We start from the raw sequence: 14190 nt of genomic DNA, 5'->3' as shown, positions 1-14190 counted from the left end.
CGATCTGGGCGGTCTTGCCGCCGGGCGCGGCGCAGAGATCGGCGATGCGCTCGCCAGGTTTTGGAGCCAGCAGTTTCACCGGCAGGGCGGCGGCTGCATCCTGAACCCACCATTTGCCCTCGTCGAAACCGGGCAGGCCGGCGATGGCCTGGCGTTCGCGCAGACGCACCGAGCCGATCGGCAGGGCGATGCCGTCGAGCTTTTCCGCCCAGCCGACAGGATCGGTCTTGACGGTCAGGTCGAGCGGCGGCTCCTCGCGATGGCTTTTCGCGATGGCGGCAGCTGTTTCCTCGCCATAGGCCGTGCACCAGCTTTCCACCAGCCAATCGGGCGTGTCGCCGAAGACTTCCGCCTGTGCTTCGGCAAGGACGGCATCGCGCTCGCGGGCGAGGCGGCGCAGCACGGCATTGCCGAGCGCGGCATAGCGGGCCGAACGCGGATCCTCATGCAATTGCCGGATGGCGATATCGACGGCGGCATGGTCGGGCACGTCGAGAAAGAGGATCTGGGCGGCCGCGGCCGTCACGATCGGCTCGAACGGGCCGGACTTGCGCGGGCTGCCACGGTCGAGCCGGGCGTCGATGGCCTGCTGGATCGTACCGAGGCGCCGGAAGGCGGTTACAGCGATAGCACGCGCGAGGCTGGCATCAGCCGCGTCGAGCCCGGATTCCGGCAGCATTCGCTCCAGGGTCTCGTCGAGTGCCACGCGTGCGCGCAGCACTTCGTCGATCACGGCAGCCGCGAGCCGGCGGGCCGGCAGGCCCGGGGCATCGTCGAGCTTGGGCGGCGTTTCCGGCTGGGGCGGGCGGCGCGAGGAGGATTGAGCTGCCATCTCAGCCCCACGGACCCGGCTGGCGCGGAGCATTGCCCCATGGATTGTTAGCGGCCTGGGCGGTGAAGCCGGCGCCGGCATTGCTGCGGCCGATGCCCAGCGCGCGGGCCTGCTCCATCAAAGCGGCGATGCGATTGCCGGTGTCGGGATGTGTCGAGAACAGATTATCCATGCCGCCGCCGGTCAAGGGATTGATGATGAACATATGCGCCGTAGCAGGCTTGGCCTCCGCTGTCTCGTTGGGGATGTGCTGGACGCCGGCCGCGATCTTGGCGAGCGCGTCCGCTAGCCAGACCGGATTGCCGCAAATCTGGCCGCCGAGACGGTCGGCTTCGTATTCGCGCGAACGCGAGATCGCCATCTGGATCAGGGCAGCGGCCATCGGCGCGAGGATCGAGAGCAGGATCTGGACGATGACATTCGGGCGGTTGTCGCGCGAGCCGAAGAACATGCCGAAGGTGACGAGCGAGGAGATCGCGCCGGCGAAGGTCGCGGTGATCGTCATGGTCAGCGTGTCGTGGTTCTTGATATGCGCGAGCTCGTGCGCCATCACGCCGGCCAGTTCCTCATAGGTCAGCGTGCGCAGGATGCCGGTCGTCGCTGCCACCGCCGCGTTCTCCGGATTGCGGCCGGTCGCGAAGGCGTTGGGCTGATCCTCGTGGATCAGGTAGACGCGCGGCATCGGCATGTTCGCGCGCGCGGCGAGATCGCGCACCATGCCGTAGAGCTCGGGTGCGGTACGCTCGTCGACTTCTTGGGCATTCTGGGCGGCGAGCGCCAGTCGGTCTGAATTCCAGTAGCTGAAGAGATTGGTCACGGCCGCGAAGCCGAGTGCCATCAGCATGCCGCCCCCGCCGCCGATGAGATAGCCGACCGCGCCGAAAAGCGCCGTCAGGCCCGCCATCAGTAGGCCGGTGCGCACGTAGTTCATAGGATTCCCTTCTTTGGCGCGTGTTCGCGCAGGCTCTCGCATCTGCGGGCTTCGTGCCCTATGTGGTGAGGGCAATCCCGATCCTGCAAGAGAATCCTGCAAGGAAACGCGCCGACATGCTCGAGAAGACCGATCAGGACAGGCCAGCGGAGGCCGCCGAGCCCAAGGCGCTGCCCGCCGCCGCGCAGCGCGCGCTGGCGGAGGCGGCAGCGCGCCGCGCCGCGATCGACGCCCATGCCGCGGACGTTGCCAAGCAGCGTGAGGTCAATGGCCGGGGCGGTCTGGAACCGGTTCGCTACGACGACTGGGAAGTGAAGGGCATCGCCAGCGATTTCTGAATGGCCGTGGCGCCGACGGGTTCGGCGCCGCCCAAACATTGCCAAGATGCGACGTTGCGTCCAAACAGCAGCCGGACAGCAGCGGATTCGCCTCATGGACAGCAATGACAAGCGCCTCGCGGCCCTGCGCCGCCTTCTCGCCGAGGCGCATGAGAAACTCGGCCTGAAGCTCGGCTTCCGGCTCTGGGACGGCAGCATGGTGCCTGCTTCCTGGCCGACTGACGGGCTCGCCATCGCCATCGCCGATGCCGGCGTGATGGCGGCGCTGGTGCGCAAGCCGAAACTCGACACGCTGCTTAATCTGCACATTGCCGACCGCATCTCGATCCTCAACGGCTCGATCTTCGATCTCGCGGCGGCGCGGCCGGAGGGCAAGGTCGGCAAGCTCGCGCGCAATATCCCGAAGGGCGCGGTCTTCGACTTCGTCCGCCGTTTCATCTTCGCGCCGGGCAAGGCTGCTGACGCCGTCAGCCATCGCAAGGGCGACGAGATCGCGCGCGACGGCGACCCGACCACCAACAAGGCGAATGTCGCCTACCATTACGACGTTTCGAACGATTTCTACCGGCTCTTCCTCGACGAGGAGATGGTCTACACCTGCGCCTATTTCACTGGGGATCACGGCGATATCGGCCGGGCGCAGCAGGACAAGCTCGACATGATCTGCCGCAAGCTGCGCCTGCAGCCCGGCGACCGCTTCCTCGACATCGGCTGCGGCTGGGGCGCGCTGGTCTGCCATGCTGCGCGCTATTACGGCGTCGAGGCCCATGGCGTGACGCTGGCCGAGGAGCAGCTGAAATATGCCCGCGAGAAGGTCGAGCGCTGGGGCCTGCAGGACAAGGTGACGCTGCATCTGCGCGACTACACGCAGATGGAGGGCGAGTTCGACAAGATCTCCTCGATCGGCATGTTCGAGCAGGTCGGCATCCGCAACTACCCGACCTATTTCCGCACGGTGAACCGGCTGCTCCGGCCGCGGGGGCTCTATCTGCACCACACCATCTCGCGCCGCGCGAAGAAGACCGAAAAGGCCTTCAACAAGATGCCGGCGGAGTACCGGGCGCTGGTGCGCTACATCTTCCCGGGCGGCGAGCTCGATCATTTGGGCATGTCGATCGCCAATCTCGAGCGCCATGGCTTCGAGGTCCATGATGTCGAGGGCTGGCGCGAGCATTACCAGCGCACGACCCGCCTGTGGTGGGAACGGCTCAATGCCAACAAGGACAAGGCCGAGGCTGAGATCGGGCCGGAGCGGACGCGGATGTGGCTGCTTTACCTGGCGGGCTGCTCGCTCGCCTTCGAGCGCGGCGGAGCGCTGATCAACCAGACGCTGGTCTCGAAGCGGCGCAAGGGCCCGTCCGGCTTGCCGCTAACGCGCGCAGACCTCTACCGCTCCTGAACGGAACCAGGGCCGGCATGAGCGCCGGCCTGCCATTTTACGCTGTCTTGGGGGATTGCCCGGCGCGTTGCCGGGCCGAGAGCTTACTTCTTGACGAAGAGGTCGAGCTTTCCGTGATGCTCGGCCAGCAGGTAGTAGAAGGTCAGGCGGGACTTGGTCTTGTCGGCCTTCATGTGCTCGCAGGTCGCCTTGATCGAGCCGTCGAGATCGCCGGATTTCAGGCCGAGCTTCTTCTTCAGGAAATTCTCGCGGACGCGCTCGAGCTCGGCCGGATCGGAGCAGGCGACGTAGCGGGTGTCGGGTTTGCCCATCACGAGCGCATAGGATTTCGACATGCCGGCGAAGGCCGCTTCGTTGAGCGGCTTCTTGGCGAATTTCTTCACGTCGGCGAGATGGTCCATCTGGTAGCCCCTTCCTGGCCCGCACCGGAGTACGGGCGGTTACGTGTCGCGGGCCGGAGGTTAACGCGGTTCTTCACGGGGAGCGAGAGGGCAACGCGTGCGATTTCCGGATTTTGGAACCGCTTGGCCCAATCTTTGGTCGAAGTCCGGAATGCGTGCCGGGGATGACGGGGCCAACGCCAGCATGGGTTGAGCGCCGAGCGGTGCGGTGCTGCGATGCAGCATACGCTGGAGCGATTTGATGAAGCCGACGATCCTGATGATGCCGCGCCTTGCCGATGACGCGATCGCGAGCCTGAAGCAGCATTATACGGTGATCGGGCCGGTCCATGGCGATGATGCTGCCGGCATCCCGGCGGATGCGCGGGACGCGCGTGCGCTGGTGACCTATGGCGGGCGCCGGACCGGTGCCGACCTGATGGACGCCTTGCCGAAGCTGGAACTCATCGCCTGCTATGGCACCGGCGTCGAAGGTGTCGATGCGGCAGCGGCCAAGGCGCGCGGCATCAGGCTTTGCAATGCCGCCGATGCCAACGCGCGCAGCGTCGCTGAGTTCGCGATGGGCCTGATGCTCTGCGCCATGCGGGGGATCGGGCGCGGCGATCGATTCGTCCGCGACGGCCTCTGGAGCAGCCGCGGGATCGAGCCGGTGTCGAATACGCCGGATCTCGCCGGCCGCAAGATCGGCATCTACGGGCTCGGCGCCATCGGTGCCCGCATCGCGAGCCGGGCCGCGGCCTTCGAGATGGAGGTCGGCTATCACAGCCGCTCGCCCAAGCCTGAGCTGTCTTACCAGTTCCACGACAGCCTGCTCGGCCTCGCCGCCTGGGCCGACGTGCTCATGGTCGCGGTCCGCGCCAGCGCCGAGACGCGCAACGCCGTCGATGATGCCGTGCTCGATGCGCTCGGGCCGGAGGGTTATGTCGCGAATATCTCGCGCGGCCTCGTGATCGACGAAGAGGCGCTGTGCGCAGCCCTCGAACAGAAACGGATCGCTGGAGCGGCGCTCGACGTCTTCGCGGGGGAACCGCATGTACCGGAACGGCTGCGCAAGCTCGAGAATGTCGTGCTGACGCCGCATATCGCCGCGAGTTCGCAGGACGCCAAGAAGGGCCAGCTGCGGATGCTGCTCGGCAATCTCGACGCGTTCTTCGCCGGCCGGCCGCTGCCTTCCTCCGTCGCTCTCTGACGGATCAGGGCAGGACGACGACCGGCGTGCCCATCTGGACGCGCGCGTAAAGGTCGATCACGTCCTGGTTGTGCATGCGGAAGCAGCCATAGGAGGCGGCGGTGCCGATGGTGTTCGGCATGTTGGTGCCATGGATCGCGTATTGTCCGCCCGGTCCCAGGCCGATGACGCGCGCGCCCATCGGGTTGCGCGGGGAGCCGCCGGGAATGACGTCAGGCAGGCGGGGATTGTCGCGCTTGACCTCGGCTGGCGGCGCCCAGGCCGGATCGACCTGCATCTCCTCGACATATTTGACGCCGCGCCACTGCTTGCCGGCCTTGCCGACGGCGATGGTGTAGCGGATCGCCTCGCCGGGTGAGACGACGTAATAGAGCTTCCGCTCGCCGGTGTGGATCACGATGGTGCCGGGGTCGAAGCGCCCGTCGCGTAGGCCGACGACCTCTCGCGCCTTCACCGGCAAGGCGGCGGCGCCGGCGGCCGACAGGGCAAGGGTCGCGATAGCGATATGCCTGAACATGTCTGGAACTCCCGCTCGAAATTGCTGGAGTCGTGGCGCGAAAGCCATGAAGCGCGGGTTGAGCGATATGGTGAAGCGGCGATTCAGGATGAATCGCCGGTGAATCCGGACATGGGATCGCACTCGCTCCGATTGGTCGTCATTGCGAGCGTAGCGAAGCAATCCAGGGAGACTGGGTCGAACGCTTCAGCCTGGTCCCCCTGGATTGCTTCGTCGCTTCGCTCCTCGCAATGACGAGATTGCTGCTGTCCAGGCTTTGCTCGAGCTTCAGGCCGCTGGCCGGCCCCGGTGCTGCTGGGGCAGCAGGAAGGGCAAGCCGGGGGCGGGCGCGCGGCTCAGCGTCAGGTCGACCTTGAAGACCTGGCGCAGCAAGGCGTCGTCCAGCGTCTTCGCCGGCGGACCCTGCGCGATGATATTCCCCTGATCCATCACGACGAGATGGTCGGCGTAGGTCACGGCGAGGTTGAGGTCGTGCAGCACGATCAGCACCGCGACGTCGCGCGCGGCGATGCTGCGGGCCATGTCGAGCAGCGCGAGCTGGTGGCAGAGGTCAAGGCTGGCGATCGGCTCGTCGAGGAAGAGCACCTGCCGCCCGGCGATGCTACGGCCGGCCTCGAGCTGGCAGAGGACACGGGCGAACTGGACGCGTTGCTGCTCGCCGCCGGAGAGCGTCTGGTAGCGCCGGCCGGCAAGGTCGATGACGCCAGCAGCGGTCAGGCTTTCGGCGACGATGGCCTCGCGCCGCTGGCGCGTCAGCGCCCGGCCGATGCCGTCGACGCCGAGGCTCGCGACCTCGTAGACGCTGAAGGGGAAGGCGAGGCGGGCGTGCTGGGCCATGACCGAGCGCAGGCAGGCGAGGCGCCAGGCCGGAATGGCCGCCAGCGGCTCGCCGGCGATGCGGATTTCGCCGCCGGCCGGCTTGATCTCGCCGGTCAGGAGCTTGAGCAGCGTCGATTTGCCGGCGCCGTTCGGGCCGATCAGGATCGTCGTGCTGCCTCCCGCGAGCTCAAGGCTCGCATCGGCGACGAGGCGGCGTCCGCCCGTGAGGCAGCTGACGCCGTGGCAAGACAGGATCGGGTTCGCTTCAGACATCGATCAGGCTCGTGCGGCGCAGCAGCAGCCAGAGGAAGAAGGGCGCGCCGATCGTGGCGGTGACGATGCCGATCGGCAGCTCGGCCGGGACGACGATGAGGCGGGCGACGATATCGGCGCCGACCAGCAGCATCGCGCCGCCCAGCGCCGAGAGCGGCAGCAGCAGGCGATGATCCGGGCCGACCGAGAGGCGGATCAGATGCGGCACGACGATGCCGACGAAGCCGACCATTCCAGCCGAGGCGACGCTGGCGCCGACGGCGAGCGCGACCAGCAGGATCGCCAGCGCCTTGATGCGCTGGACGGGTATGCCGAGATGATAGGCCTCGGCCTCGCCGAGCATCAACCCGTTCAGGCCGCGCGCCAGCAGCGGCATCGTGAGGAGCAGCGGCAGGATGATGGGCGCAACCACGGAGAGTTTCGTCCAGCTTGCGCCGCCGAGGCTCCCCAGCGACCAAAAGGTCAGGTCGCGCAGCTGCCGATCGTCCGAGACGAAGGAGAGCAGGCCGGTGAGGGCACCCGCCATAGCGCCGAGCGCGACACCGGCAAGGAGCATGGTTGCGACCGAGGTCCGGCCACCGCGCGTCGCGATCAGATAGAGCGCGAGCGTGGTGATCAGGCCACCGCAGAAAGCGCCGAAGGGAAGGGCGGCGAAGGGCAGTTTCATCATCGTGCCGGCAAGGAAACGGTCGCCGAGGACGATGGTGGCGGCCGCGGCGAGCCCGGCGCCGCTGGAGACGCCGACCAGGCCGGGATCGGCGAGCGGGTTGCGGAACAGCCCCTGCATCAGCGCGCCGGACACGGCGAGGCCGGCGCCGACGAGCAGGCCCAGAAGCACGCGCGGCAGGCGGATATTGAGGACGACGAGGATGTCGCGCCCTTCGAGCAGGCTCGCATCGCCTGTGAGACGCGCCATCAGGATCTCGGCGACGCGGCCGGGCGCGATCGGGATCGCGCCCTGGCCGATGGCGACGATGGTGAGGAGCAGGCAGGCCAGAGCGAGGCCGGCGATGGCGAGCAGGCCGGCGCGGCGGCGGCTCGCGATCAGCGTGGTCAGGGTCGCGGCCATGGCCGGAGTGGGCGCTACGAGGGTCACGGGGCGGCGGCGGTCTTGAGCGGCGGGATCGCGGCTTCCGGATAGATCGCAGCCATCAGGTCGCGCGCCGCCATCGGTGTGCGCGGTCCGAAGCCGAGCAGATAAAGCCCGTCCATATGGACCAGCCGCTTGCTGGCCGCCGCCGGAATCTGGGAGAAGGCGGGCATCGCGAAAAGCTCGTCGGGCGTGATGTTGTGGGCGCTGCTGTTGCGCATCATCAGCACCATCTCTGGCGCCGCGGCGGCGATCGCCTCGTCCGTCATCGGCTTGTAGCCTTCGATCGCGTCGGCGACATTGATGCCGCCCGCCAGCGCGATGATGCCGTCGGCCGAGCTGTTGCGCCCGCCGACCAGGGCGCGCCCGTTCTGCAGCGAGAGCAGGAAGAGGATGCGCTTCTTCTTGGCGATGCCGGAGCGCAGGGTCGCGAGCTCGTCGAAGCGCGCCCTGGTCTGCGCCGCCAGCCGCTCGGCCGGGGCGGCCGCGCCGATCGCCGCACCGATCGCGGCGATCTTGGTGGTGACGCCCTCCGGGGTCAGTCCGTCGGCGATGCGCGCGATCTTCACGCCGGACTCGGTGAGGAGGGAGATGGCATCCGGCGGGCCGGCGCCGTCGATCAGCATGACCAGCGATGGCTTCAGCGAGAGGACGCCCTCGGCCGATAGCGCGCGGACATAGCCGACATTGGCCTTCTCCTTTAGCGCTTCCGGCGGGAATAGGCTGGTCGTGTCGATGCCGACGATGCGGTCCTGCAGGCCGAGCGTATAGATCACCTCGGTGATGACGCCGCCGGCGACGACGACGCGGTCCGGCGCCTGGGCCAATGCCGTAGCGGGCAAGGCCGCGGGGAGCGCCAGCCCCGCGAGGCCGAGGGTGCTCAAGGCGAGGGCTGCCGTCAGCTCGCGGCGGTTCGGTTGCCCAAGGCTGCGTTGCGCTTCAGGGGTGCGCGAGCCAGACATATCGCAACTCCATTCGGGTGCAGGCGGCGGACCTTGCCGCCGCGCAAACCCTGGCCAGGAAGATTGTGGTTAGTTTAAAACAATTCCATTTAAAGTATATCCTGTTTTTAATTATTCAAAACAAGATCTACTTTACAGTATTATTGACGTTGATATTAGCCTTTACTACAAGGGGTCAAGGGCAGTGCCAATGCGCAGCCGGTCCCGCAGCGACGGTATCGTCGAGCGGCCGGTTGCCGGCCGTGCGCGTTTTCGGGGGAATCTTCATTCCGAGGGCGCCCGAACGGATGGCGGCTGCTCTGTCGCGACAGCGGCATCGTTCGTTTCCGCCAATTCCGGCGCGTCAGATGCAGGGTTTACCGATGTTCATCGCCATGAATCGCTTCAAGGTCGTCAAGGGCGAGGAAGCCGCCTTCGAGACGGTCTGGTCCTCGCGCAAGACCCGCCTCGACGAGGTGCCGGGCTTTCTGACCTTCCACCTGCTGAAGGGGCCGGAGAAGGAGGATCACACGCTCTATTCCTCCCATACGAGCTGGGCTTCGAAGGAGGATTTCGTAGCCTGGACCAAGTCCGACCAGTTCCGTGAATCGCATCGCAATGCCGGCCAGCCGCGCCCGAAGCCGATCTATCTCGGCCACCCCGAGTTCGAGGGCTTCGAGGCCGTGCTGAGCGAGAGCAATCCGCATCTGCCCCGTCAGGCGGCCGAGTGAGGCCTGGGCTGATGACGACCGCCGACATCGCCGCGCAGGATCCGATGAAGCATGCGCGCTCCCTGCTCGCCGCCAAGCCGGACGGCCTGATCGAGGCCGTCGCGCGCGAGGCGAAGGTCTCGACGCGCACCGTCCTGGAACTCCTGCCCGCGGGGCAGCGCCAGCTCGTCGCGCCCGAGCGTTTCGAGGACGTCTGGAAGGAGCTCGCGACCTGGGGCACTGTGCTCTTCCTGATGCACACGCCCGATATCGTGCTGGAATGCGAGGGTTCGCTGCCGGTCGGCAGCTTCGGCCATGACTACTACAATATCCATGGCGACAGTCCGATCGGCGGACATATCAAGGCCGAGAATTGCCGGGCGATCTATCTGGTCGACCGTTCCACGGCGCAGGGCCGGCGTGCCTGCTCGGTGCAGTTCTTCAACGGTGCTGGCGAGGTGATGTTCAAGGTCTTCGTGCGGCGCGATGCCGCGCGCGAATTGCTGCCAGACCAGCTGGCGCGGTTCGAGGCGCTCAAGACGAAGTTCGCCTGAGCCCCAAAAACGACACGGTAGGCAGTTCATGCATCGCGGGGTAGAAGCCGCGCGGTGCGGCCACCGATGAAGGCGATGAGCGCTATTTACCGATCGTTAACCATGTTGACGCAGCCTTCGCGGCAGAAGGCCTGCCGCGCATGACTGCATCTCGCGACCGAGACCCATCGGACGATGAGACGCGCACGTCCGGCAAGAGGCCGCCAAACGGTCCGACGACAGGGGTCGACATGGCCGCGCACGTCACCATGGAACGGGTTCTCCTGCCGCATAGCCGCCCGGCGCTGACCATCGCCGCCGGGCGCCGCTTCGTGGCGGCACGGGTCCCGGCCCTGCGTTCGAGCTTCGGTTCCGTGGTCCTGCTCGGCCTGCGCTTCATCCAGGCCCGCCTGATCTCGGTCTGGGGGCTGATCATCGCCGCGGCCTTGTGTCCGCCCTTCGTCTTCGCCGCCTTTGCCGTCTTCTCCGCGGCAGCGAATTTCATCTCGATCGCCTCGCTCCTGCGGCTGGAAGCGGTGTTCTTCCAGAACAGCGACCGTGTCCGGCTGGGCCTTGCGTTTCGATTGGCCGCAGCCGTCGGCGTCGTTTTCCTTGCCGCCGCTACCATCGTCCTGATCGGCCTCGTCGTCACCGGCTGGATCGCGCCGGCGGTCGCCTTCTTCTTCCTGGTTTCGCTGGCGGCGCGCTCCGTGCTGCGTCTGCTCTGGTCGGAGGCTACGGCGGAAGGGGATTTCCGCGCCATCGGCAACAGCAATGTCGTGCAGGCCGTGGTCCAGCCCGTCATCATGCTGATCCTGATCTGGATCTTCGGGCCGAAAGCGCTGGCGCTGTTCATGGCCGATGCGCTCGGGCATGTCCTGGCGGCGGCCTATCTCCTGCGGCGTCGGCAGGCGGCGATCGCCACGCTGGTTCGGCCGGCACTGTGGTCACGGCGCAGTCTCGTCGAGGCGGCGTTCCGCTGGCGGGATGCGCCGCGTGCGCTGCTGCCTTCAGCCTTGCTGGCCTATGGCTTCGCGGTCGCGCCGCTGCTGGCGCTCCCCTATGCCAGCAACACCGTGCTCGCGGCGCAGGTCGCCCTGTCGATGCGGCTTCTGGACATGCCGACCCAGATGTTCGGGACGGTTTCGATCCCGCTGGTGCTGAATCGCCTGCGCGCTCATGCCGGGGCGCGCCGGCGCTTCTGGGCGCGGATCATGGCGCTCGGCCTGATCGCTGGCGCCACCATTCTGTTCAGCGCCATCGCCATCTCGGCGCTCATTACGGACCACTGGCTGGCCGGGACGCAATGGGAGGACCTCGGCGAGGTCGTCGCCCTGCTGGCGACGTTTTATATCGGTATCGCCGTGCTCGGACCGCTCCAGGAGGTCGCGACGCTCTCGCGCCAACCCTTCTGGCAGGTCGCGATTAATGGCGTCGCGCTCGTCGCGATCGTGGCGGCCATGGCGTGGTTCCGCGCGTTGTCGCCGGAGCTGCTGCTGACGATCGGCGCGATCTCGATCCTGCGGACGCTGACGCATACCGTCTTCATCTGGCTGCATCTCGACGATTCAGCCGAGGCGTCCGATGGTCTCGCCGCTTCGGGGGCGGCCCGGTAAGTGGTTGTTGCCTATCGCATTGTCTTCACGCGAACCGGTGGCCACTTCGCTCGAAAATGCTTCTATTCCCGCCGGATCAGCCTGTCGGCGATGAGCGAGGAGAGCAGCCCGGGCTTGAACTCACGCTCCAGCCGTTCGGGGTCGTAGATCGTGGCGACCCAGTCCAGGAAGGCGATGCCCTTTGCATGGCCCTCGCGGCGATAGGTCTCGAAGAACGCGTCGAGGATGCCGGTCTTGGCGAAGCGGAAATGGCCGTAGCGCAGCGAGAGTTGGCGCACGGCCTCGTCGAGCGGGCGCCCTTCATGGACGAGCAGATAGAGCGCCGAGAAGAAGCCGGCGCGGTCGGCGCCGGACTTGCAGTGCACGAGCGCCGGTTCGTCGAGGCTCTTGAAAAAGGCCTTGGCGCCGAGAATGGTCTCGCGGTCCGGCGCGCCGCGCGAGCGCAGTACGAAATCGACGAGCTTGATGCCGTGGCGCTCGCAGGCTTCCTTCTGCAGCGGCCAGGAGCCGTGCTCGCGCCCGCCGCGCAGGTTGACGATGGTTTTCACACCCTTGCGCGCGAAGCCCGCGATCTGGCCAGGCGCCGGCTGGGCCGAGCGCCAGAGCCGCGGCGTGACGCGGTGGGCGTTGAGATAGGCGAGCCGGAAGATGCCGTGATCGACCAGCAGCATATTGGCCCAGGCGCGCAGGCGCTGGCCGCGGCCTTCGATCGGCCGGTCCCAGCGGGCGATGCGGGCCATGCGGCGGGCATAGCGCTCTTCGTCGGGGCGCAGGCGGCTCAGCATGGCCTGATTTCTGAGCTGTTCATGGGGCGCCGGATAGCAGCGCGGGCGCGCCTGCGCAAATCGTCTGATGACCAAGCATGGCGGAAGGGGTTGGACTTTTCGCCGCGAACTTGCATAAGGCCCGGCAAAATTCCCAAGTGACAGGTTCCAGCATGCGCATCGACGCCATCTCCATCGGCAAGAACCCGCCCGAAGAAGTCAATGTCCTGATCGAGGTGGCGATCGGCGGCGAGCCGATCAAGTACGAGATGGACAAGGAGGCCGGCACGCTCTTCGTCGACCGCTTCCTTTATACGCCGATGCGCTACCCCGGAAACTACGGCTTCATTCCGCATACGCTCTCGGAAGACGGCGACCCCTGCGACGTGCTGGTCGCGAATACGCGCCCGCTGGTGCCGGGCTCCTATATCGCGGTGCGTCCGATCGGCGTGATGCTGATGGAGGACGAGGGTGGCGGCGACGAGAAGATCATCGCCGTGCCGGTGCCGAAGCTGACCAAGCGCTACGAGAACGTGCACAACTACACCGATCTGCCGCAGATCACGCTCGACCAGATTCAGCACTTCTTCGAGCACTACAAGGATCTGGAGCCCGGCAAATGGGTCAAGCTCAAGGGCTGGGGCGACGCTGCCATGGCCCGGAAGCTGATCGTCGAGGCGATCGAGCGGGCGAAGGCGACGAAGAAGGGCTGAGTGTCATCCCGCACGCGCTGCGGCACGTGAGTGCCGCTGCGCAGATGCGGGACCGTCTTCAGGAAAAGCGCCCTCTCGTCTTACGGTCCCGTGTCTGCGGCGCACCGCTTCGCGCTGCACCGCGCACGGGATGACGCCCGCCTGCCGGAGGCGCGTGCAGCCTCACGCCGCGATCGCTTCGGCCAGTGCCACGGTGCGGCGCGCCATCTCGGCATGGAGCAGTTCGACCATGCGGCCGTCGAGCTGGATCGCGCCCTTGCCGGCATTCTCCGGCAGGTCGAAGGCGGCGATGACGGCGCGGGCCTTGGTCAGCTCGGCTTCGTCGGGCGCGAAGACGGTGTTGGCCACCGCGACCTGCGAGGGGTGGATCAAGGTGCGGCCGTCGAAGCCGAGATCGCGGCCCTGCTCGCATTCGGCGAGGAAGCCGGTCTCGTCCTTGATGTCGTTATAGACGCCGTCGAGGATGTCGATGCCATGCGCGCGGGCGGCGAGCAGGGCGCTGGTCAGCCAGGGCAGCATCGGCGCGCGGCCGGGAACGAAGCGGGCGCGGGTTTCCTTGGCGAGGTCGTTGGTGCCCATGACGAAGCAGGCAAGCCGCGTCACGGGATCGCGGGCGGCGCGGGCGATACGCTCGACATCGAGGATCGCGAGCGGGGTCTCGATCATCGCCCAGACCGCGATGCCTGCATCGGCCCAGAGGCCGTTCAGCTGGTTGCCGACCTCGTGCAGCGTTTCCGGCGAGGAGACTTTCGGGATCAGGATCGCTTGTGGCTTCGCCTCGGAGGCGGCGGCGAGATCCTCCGCGAACCAGGGCGTGCCGACTCCGTTGACGCGGATCACCAGCTCGCGCCTGCCATAGCCGCCCGCCTTCACGGCGGCGCAAACCTGCTCGCGCGCCGTGGCCTTGGCATCGGGGGCGACAGCATCCTCGAGGTCGAGGATCAGGACGTCGGCCGCGATCTCGCGGGCCTTTTCCAGTGCGCGGGCGTTCGAGCCCGGCATATAAAGGGCGCTGCGGCGGGGGCGTATCGTGGTCATCGTCTCTCCTGACACGGGCCGGCTATAGCTCTCGCATATTCGCTGCGCGGACCTTCGGTTCTTCATGCGAATCGGTGTCCACTTCG

General features: G+C 67.0%; 16 protein-coding genes. 7 read left to right on the top strand and 9 right to left on the bottom strand.

All coding sequences use genetic code 11. From position 1 onward, the window contains the following. Both Q0Q02_RS12750 and htpX read right to left on the bottom strand, forming a co-directional pair. Positions 1-832, bottom strand: an 832-nt coding sequence (locus tag Q0Q02_RS12750; RefSeq protein ID WP_293809916.1) for a transcription antitermination factor NusB, incomplete at its 3' end; no start/stop codon positions are given. 1 nt (position 833) lies between these two features. Continuing rightward, positions 834-1763 carry a zinc metalloprotease HtpX gene (gene htpX, locus Q0Q02_RS12745; protein WP_293809914.1) on the bottom strand — a complete coding sequence of 310 codons (930 nt, stop codon included), beginning with the start codon at positions 1761-1763 and terminating at the stop codon, positions 834-836. A 116-nt stretch (positions 1764-1879) separates the two neighbouring features. Between htpX and Q0Q02_RS12740 the strand changes: the two genes are divergently transcribed. Further along, positions 1880-2101 (top strand): DUF1674 domain-containing protein, encoded by a 222-nt coding sequence (locus tag Q0Q02_RS12740; RefSeq protein ID WP_293809913.1) that lies wholly within the window; start codon positions 1880-1882, stop codon positions 2099-2101. Positions 2102-2195: 94 nt separating this feature from the next. Next, positions 2196-3500: a class I SAM-dependent methyltransferase gene (locus tag Q0Q02_RS12735; RefSeq protein WP_293809912.1), complete on the top strand. Its 1305-nt coding sequence runs from the start codon at positions 2196-2198 to the stop codon at positions 3498-3500. A gap of 83 nt (positions 3501-3583) precedes the next feature. On the opposite strand, the gene Q0Q02_RS12730 is transcribed toward Q0Q02_RS12735, so the two are convergent. Beyond that, positions 3584-3901: a DUF2853 family protein gene (locus Q0Q02_RS12730; protein WP_293809910.1), complete on the bottom strand. Its 318-nt coding sequence runs from the start codon at positions 3899-3901 to the stop codon at positions 3584-3586. 241 nt (positions 3902-4142) lie between these two features. Between Q0Q02_RS12730 and Q0Q02_RS12725 the strand changes: the two genes are divergently transcribed. Further along, positions 4143-5090, top strand: coding sequence for a 2-hydroxyacid dehydrogenase (locus Q0Q02_RS12725; RefSeq protein WP_293809908.1), 948 nt, complete (start codon positions 4143-4145; stop codon positions 5088-5090). A gap of 4 nt (positions 5091-5094) precedes the next feature. Here the strand turns inward: Q0Q02_RS12725 and Q0Q02_RS12720 are convergent, their stop codons facing one another. The 4 genes from Q0Q02_RS12720 to Q0Q02_RS12705 form a co-directional block, all read right to left on the bottom strand. Continuing rightward, positions 5095-5607, bottom strand: a complete 513-nt coding sequence (locus Q0Q02_RS12720) for a L,D-transpeptidase (protein WP_293809906.1) — start codon at positions 5605-5607, stop codon at positions 5095-5097. A 267-nt stretch (positions 5608-5874) separates the two neighbouring features. Then, entirely contained in the window at positions 5875-6699 is an 825-nt protein-coding gene (locus Q0Q02_RS12715; RefSeq protein WP_293809904.1) for a heme ABC transporter ATP-binding protein, read from the bottom strand. Then, positions 6692-7795, bottom strand: coding sequence for an iron chelate uptake ABC transporter family permease subunit (locus Q0Q02_RS12710; protein ID WP_293809902.1), 1104 nt, complete (start codon positions 7793-7795; stop codon positions 6692-6694). Before Q0Q02_RS12710 ends, Q0Q02_RS12715 begins: the two co-directional genes overlap by 8 nt. Beyond that, complete coding sequence (locus tag Q0Q02_RS12705) at positions 7792-8751, bottom strand: ABC transporter substrate-binding protein (RefSeq protein ID WP_293809901.1); 960 nt, start codon at positions 8749-8751, stop codon at positions 7792-7794. Before Q0Q02_RS12705 ends, Q0Q02_RS12710 begins: the two co-directional genes overlap by 4 nt. Positions 8752-9113: 362 nt before the next feature. On the opposite strand from Q0Q02_RS12705, the gene Q0Q02_RS12700 reads away from it, so the two are divergent. The 3 genes from Q0Q02_RS12700 (at position 9114) to Q0Q02_RS12690 (ending at position 11589) form a co-directional block, all read left to right on the top strand. Continuing rightward, entirely contained in the window at positions 9114-9461 is a 348-nt protein-coding gene (locus tag Q0Q02_RS12700; RefSeq protein WP_293809931.1) for an antibiotic biosynthesis monooxygenase, read from the top strand. Between the two features lie 11 nt (positions 9462-9472). Then, on the top strand, positions 9473-9994 hold the full coding sequence (hutX, locus tag Q0Q02_RS12695; RefSeq protein WP_293809900.1) for a heme utilization cystosolic carrier protein HutX: 522 nt from the start codon (positions 9473-9475) through the stop codon (positions 9992-9994). A gap of 230 nt (positions 9995-10224) precedes the next feature. Beyond that, the gene (locus tag Q0Q02_RS12690; RefSeq protein WP_293809899.1) at positions 10225-11589 is read left to right on the top strand and encodes a hypothetical protein; all 1365 of its coding nucleotides are present in this window, start codon (positions 10225-10227) and stop codon (positions 11587-11589) included. A 62-nt stretch (positions 11590-11651) separates the two neighbouring features. Here the strand turns inward: Q0Q02_RS12690 and Q0Q02_RS12685 are convergent, their stop codons facing one another. Further along, positions 11652-12374: a sulfur transferase domain-containing protein gene (locus tag Q0Q02_RS12685; RefSeq protein WP_293809897.1), complete on the bottom strand. Its 723-nt coding sequence runs from the start codon at positions 12372-12374 to the stop codon at positions 11652-11654. Positions 12375-12526: 152 nt separating this feature from the next. Here Q0Q02_RS12685 and ppa point away from each other — a divergent pair, with 152 nt between their 5' ends. Next, complete coding sequence (ppa, locus tag Q0Q02_RS12680; protein ID WP_293809895.1) at positions 12527-13066, top strand: inorganic diphosphatase; 540 nt, start codon at positions 12527-12529, stop codon at positions 13064-13066. Between the two features lie 162 nt (positions 13067-13228). Here ppa and Q0Q02_RS12675 read toward each other — a convergent pair whose 3' ends face one another. Continuing rightward, positions 13229-14104, bottom strand: coding sequence for a CoA ester lyase (locus Q0Q02_RS12675; protein ID WP_293809893.1), 876 nt, complete (start codon positions 14102-14104; stop codon positions 13229-13231). Positions 14105-14190 lie beyond the last annotated feature (86 nt).

The sequence above is a fragment of the uncultured Allobosea sp. genome (assembly GCF_945956895.1).
In the GTDB taxonomy this organism is placed as follows: Bacteria; Pseudomonadota; Alphaproteobacteria; order Rhizobiales; family Beijerinckiaceae; genus Allobosea.
This window is presented reverse-complemented; position numbering and strand designations above follow the sequence as displayed.

What these genes read in the sequence shown, in the direction of transcription:
- Q0Q02_RS12735 (WP_293809912.1), top strand. Translation starts at nt 2,196, where the DNA reads ATGGACAGCAATGACAAGCGCCTCGCGGCCCTGCGCCGCCTTCTCGCC.
- Q0Q02_RS12690 (WP_293809899.1), top strand. Translation starts at nt 10,225, where the DNA reads ATGGCCGCGCACGTCACCATGGAACGGGTTCTCCTGCCGCATAGCCGC.
- hutX (WP_293809900.1), top strand. Translation starts at nt 9,473, where the DNA reads ATGACGACCGCCGACATCGCCGCGCAGGATCCGATGAAGCATGCGCGC.
- Q0Q02_RS12720 (WP_293809906.1), bottom strand. Translation starts at nt 5,607, where the DNA reads ATGTTCAGGCATATCGCTATCGCGACCCTTGCCCTGTCGGCCGCCGGC.
- Q0Q02_RS12675 (WP_293809893.1), bottom strand. Translation starts at nt 14,104, where the DNA reads ATGACCACGATACGCCCCCGCCGCAGCGCCCTTTATATGCCGGGCTCG.
- ppa (WP_293809895.1), top strand. Translation starts at nt 12,527, where the DNA reads ATGCGCATCGACGCCATCTCCATCGGCAAGAACCCGCCCGAAGAAGTC.
- Q0Q02_RS12715 (WP_293809904.1), bottom strand. Translation starts at nt 6,699, where the DNA reads ATGTCTGAAGCGAACCCGATCCTGTCTTGCCACGGCGTCAGCTGCCTC.
- Q0Q02_RS12705 (WP_293809901.1), bottom strand. Translation starts at nt 8,751, where the DNA reads ATGTCTGGCTCGCGCACCCCTGAAGCGCAACGCAGCCTTGGGCAACCG.
- Q0Q02_RS12730 (WP_293809910.1), bottom strand. Translation starts at nt 3,901, where the DNA reads ATGGACCATCTCGCCGACGTGAAGAAATTCGCCAAGAAGCCGCTCAAC.
- Q0Q02_RS12685 (WP_293809897.1), bottom strand. Translation starts at nt 12,374, where the DNA reads ATGCTGAGCCGCCTGCGCCCCGACGAAGAGCGCTATGCCCGCCGCATG.
- htpX (WP_293809914.1), bottom strand. Translation starts at nt 1,763, where the DNA reads ATGAACTACGTGCGCACCGGCCTACTGATGGCGGGCCTGACGGCGCTT.
- Q0Q02_RS12725 (WP_293809908.1), top strand. Translation starts at nt 4,143, where the DNA reads ATGAAGCCGACGATCCTGATGATGCCGCGCCTTGCCGATGACGCGATC.
- Q0Q02_RS12740 (WP_293809913.1), top strand. Translation starts at nt 1,880, where the DNA reads ATGCTCGAGAAGACCGATCAGGACAGGCCAGCGGAGGCCGCCGAGCCC.
- Q0Q02_RS12700 (WP_293809931.1), top strand. Translation starts at nt 9,114, where the DNA reads ATGTTCATCGCCATGAATCGCTTCAAGGTCGTCAAGGGCGAGGAAGCC.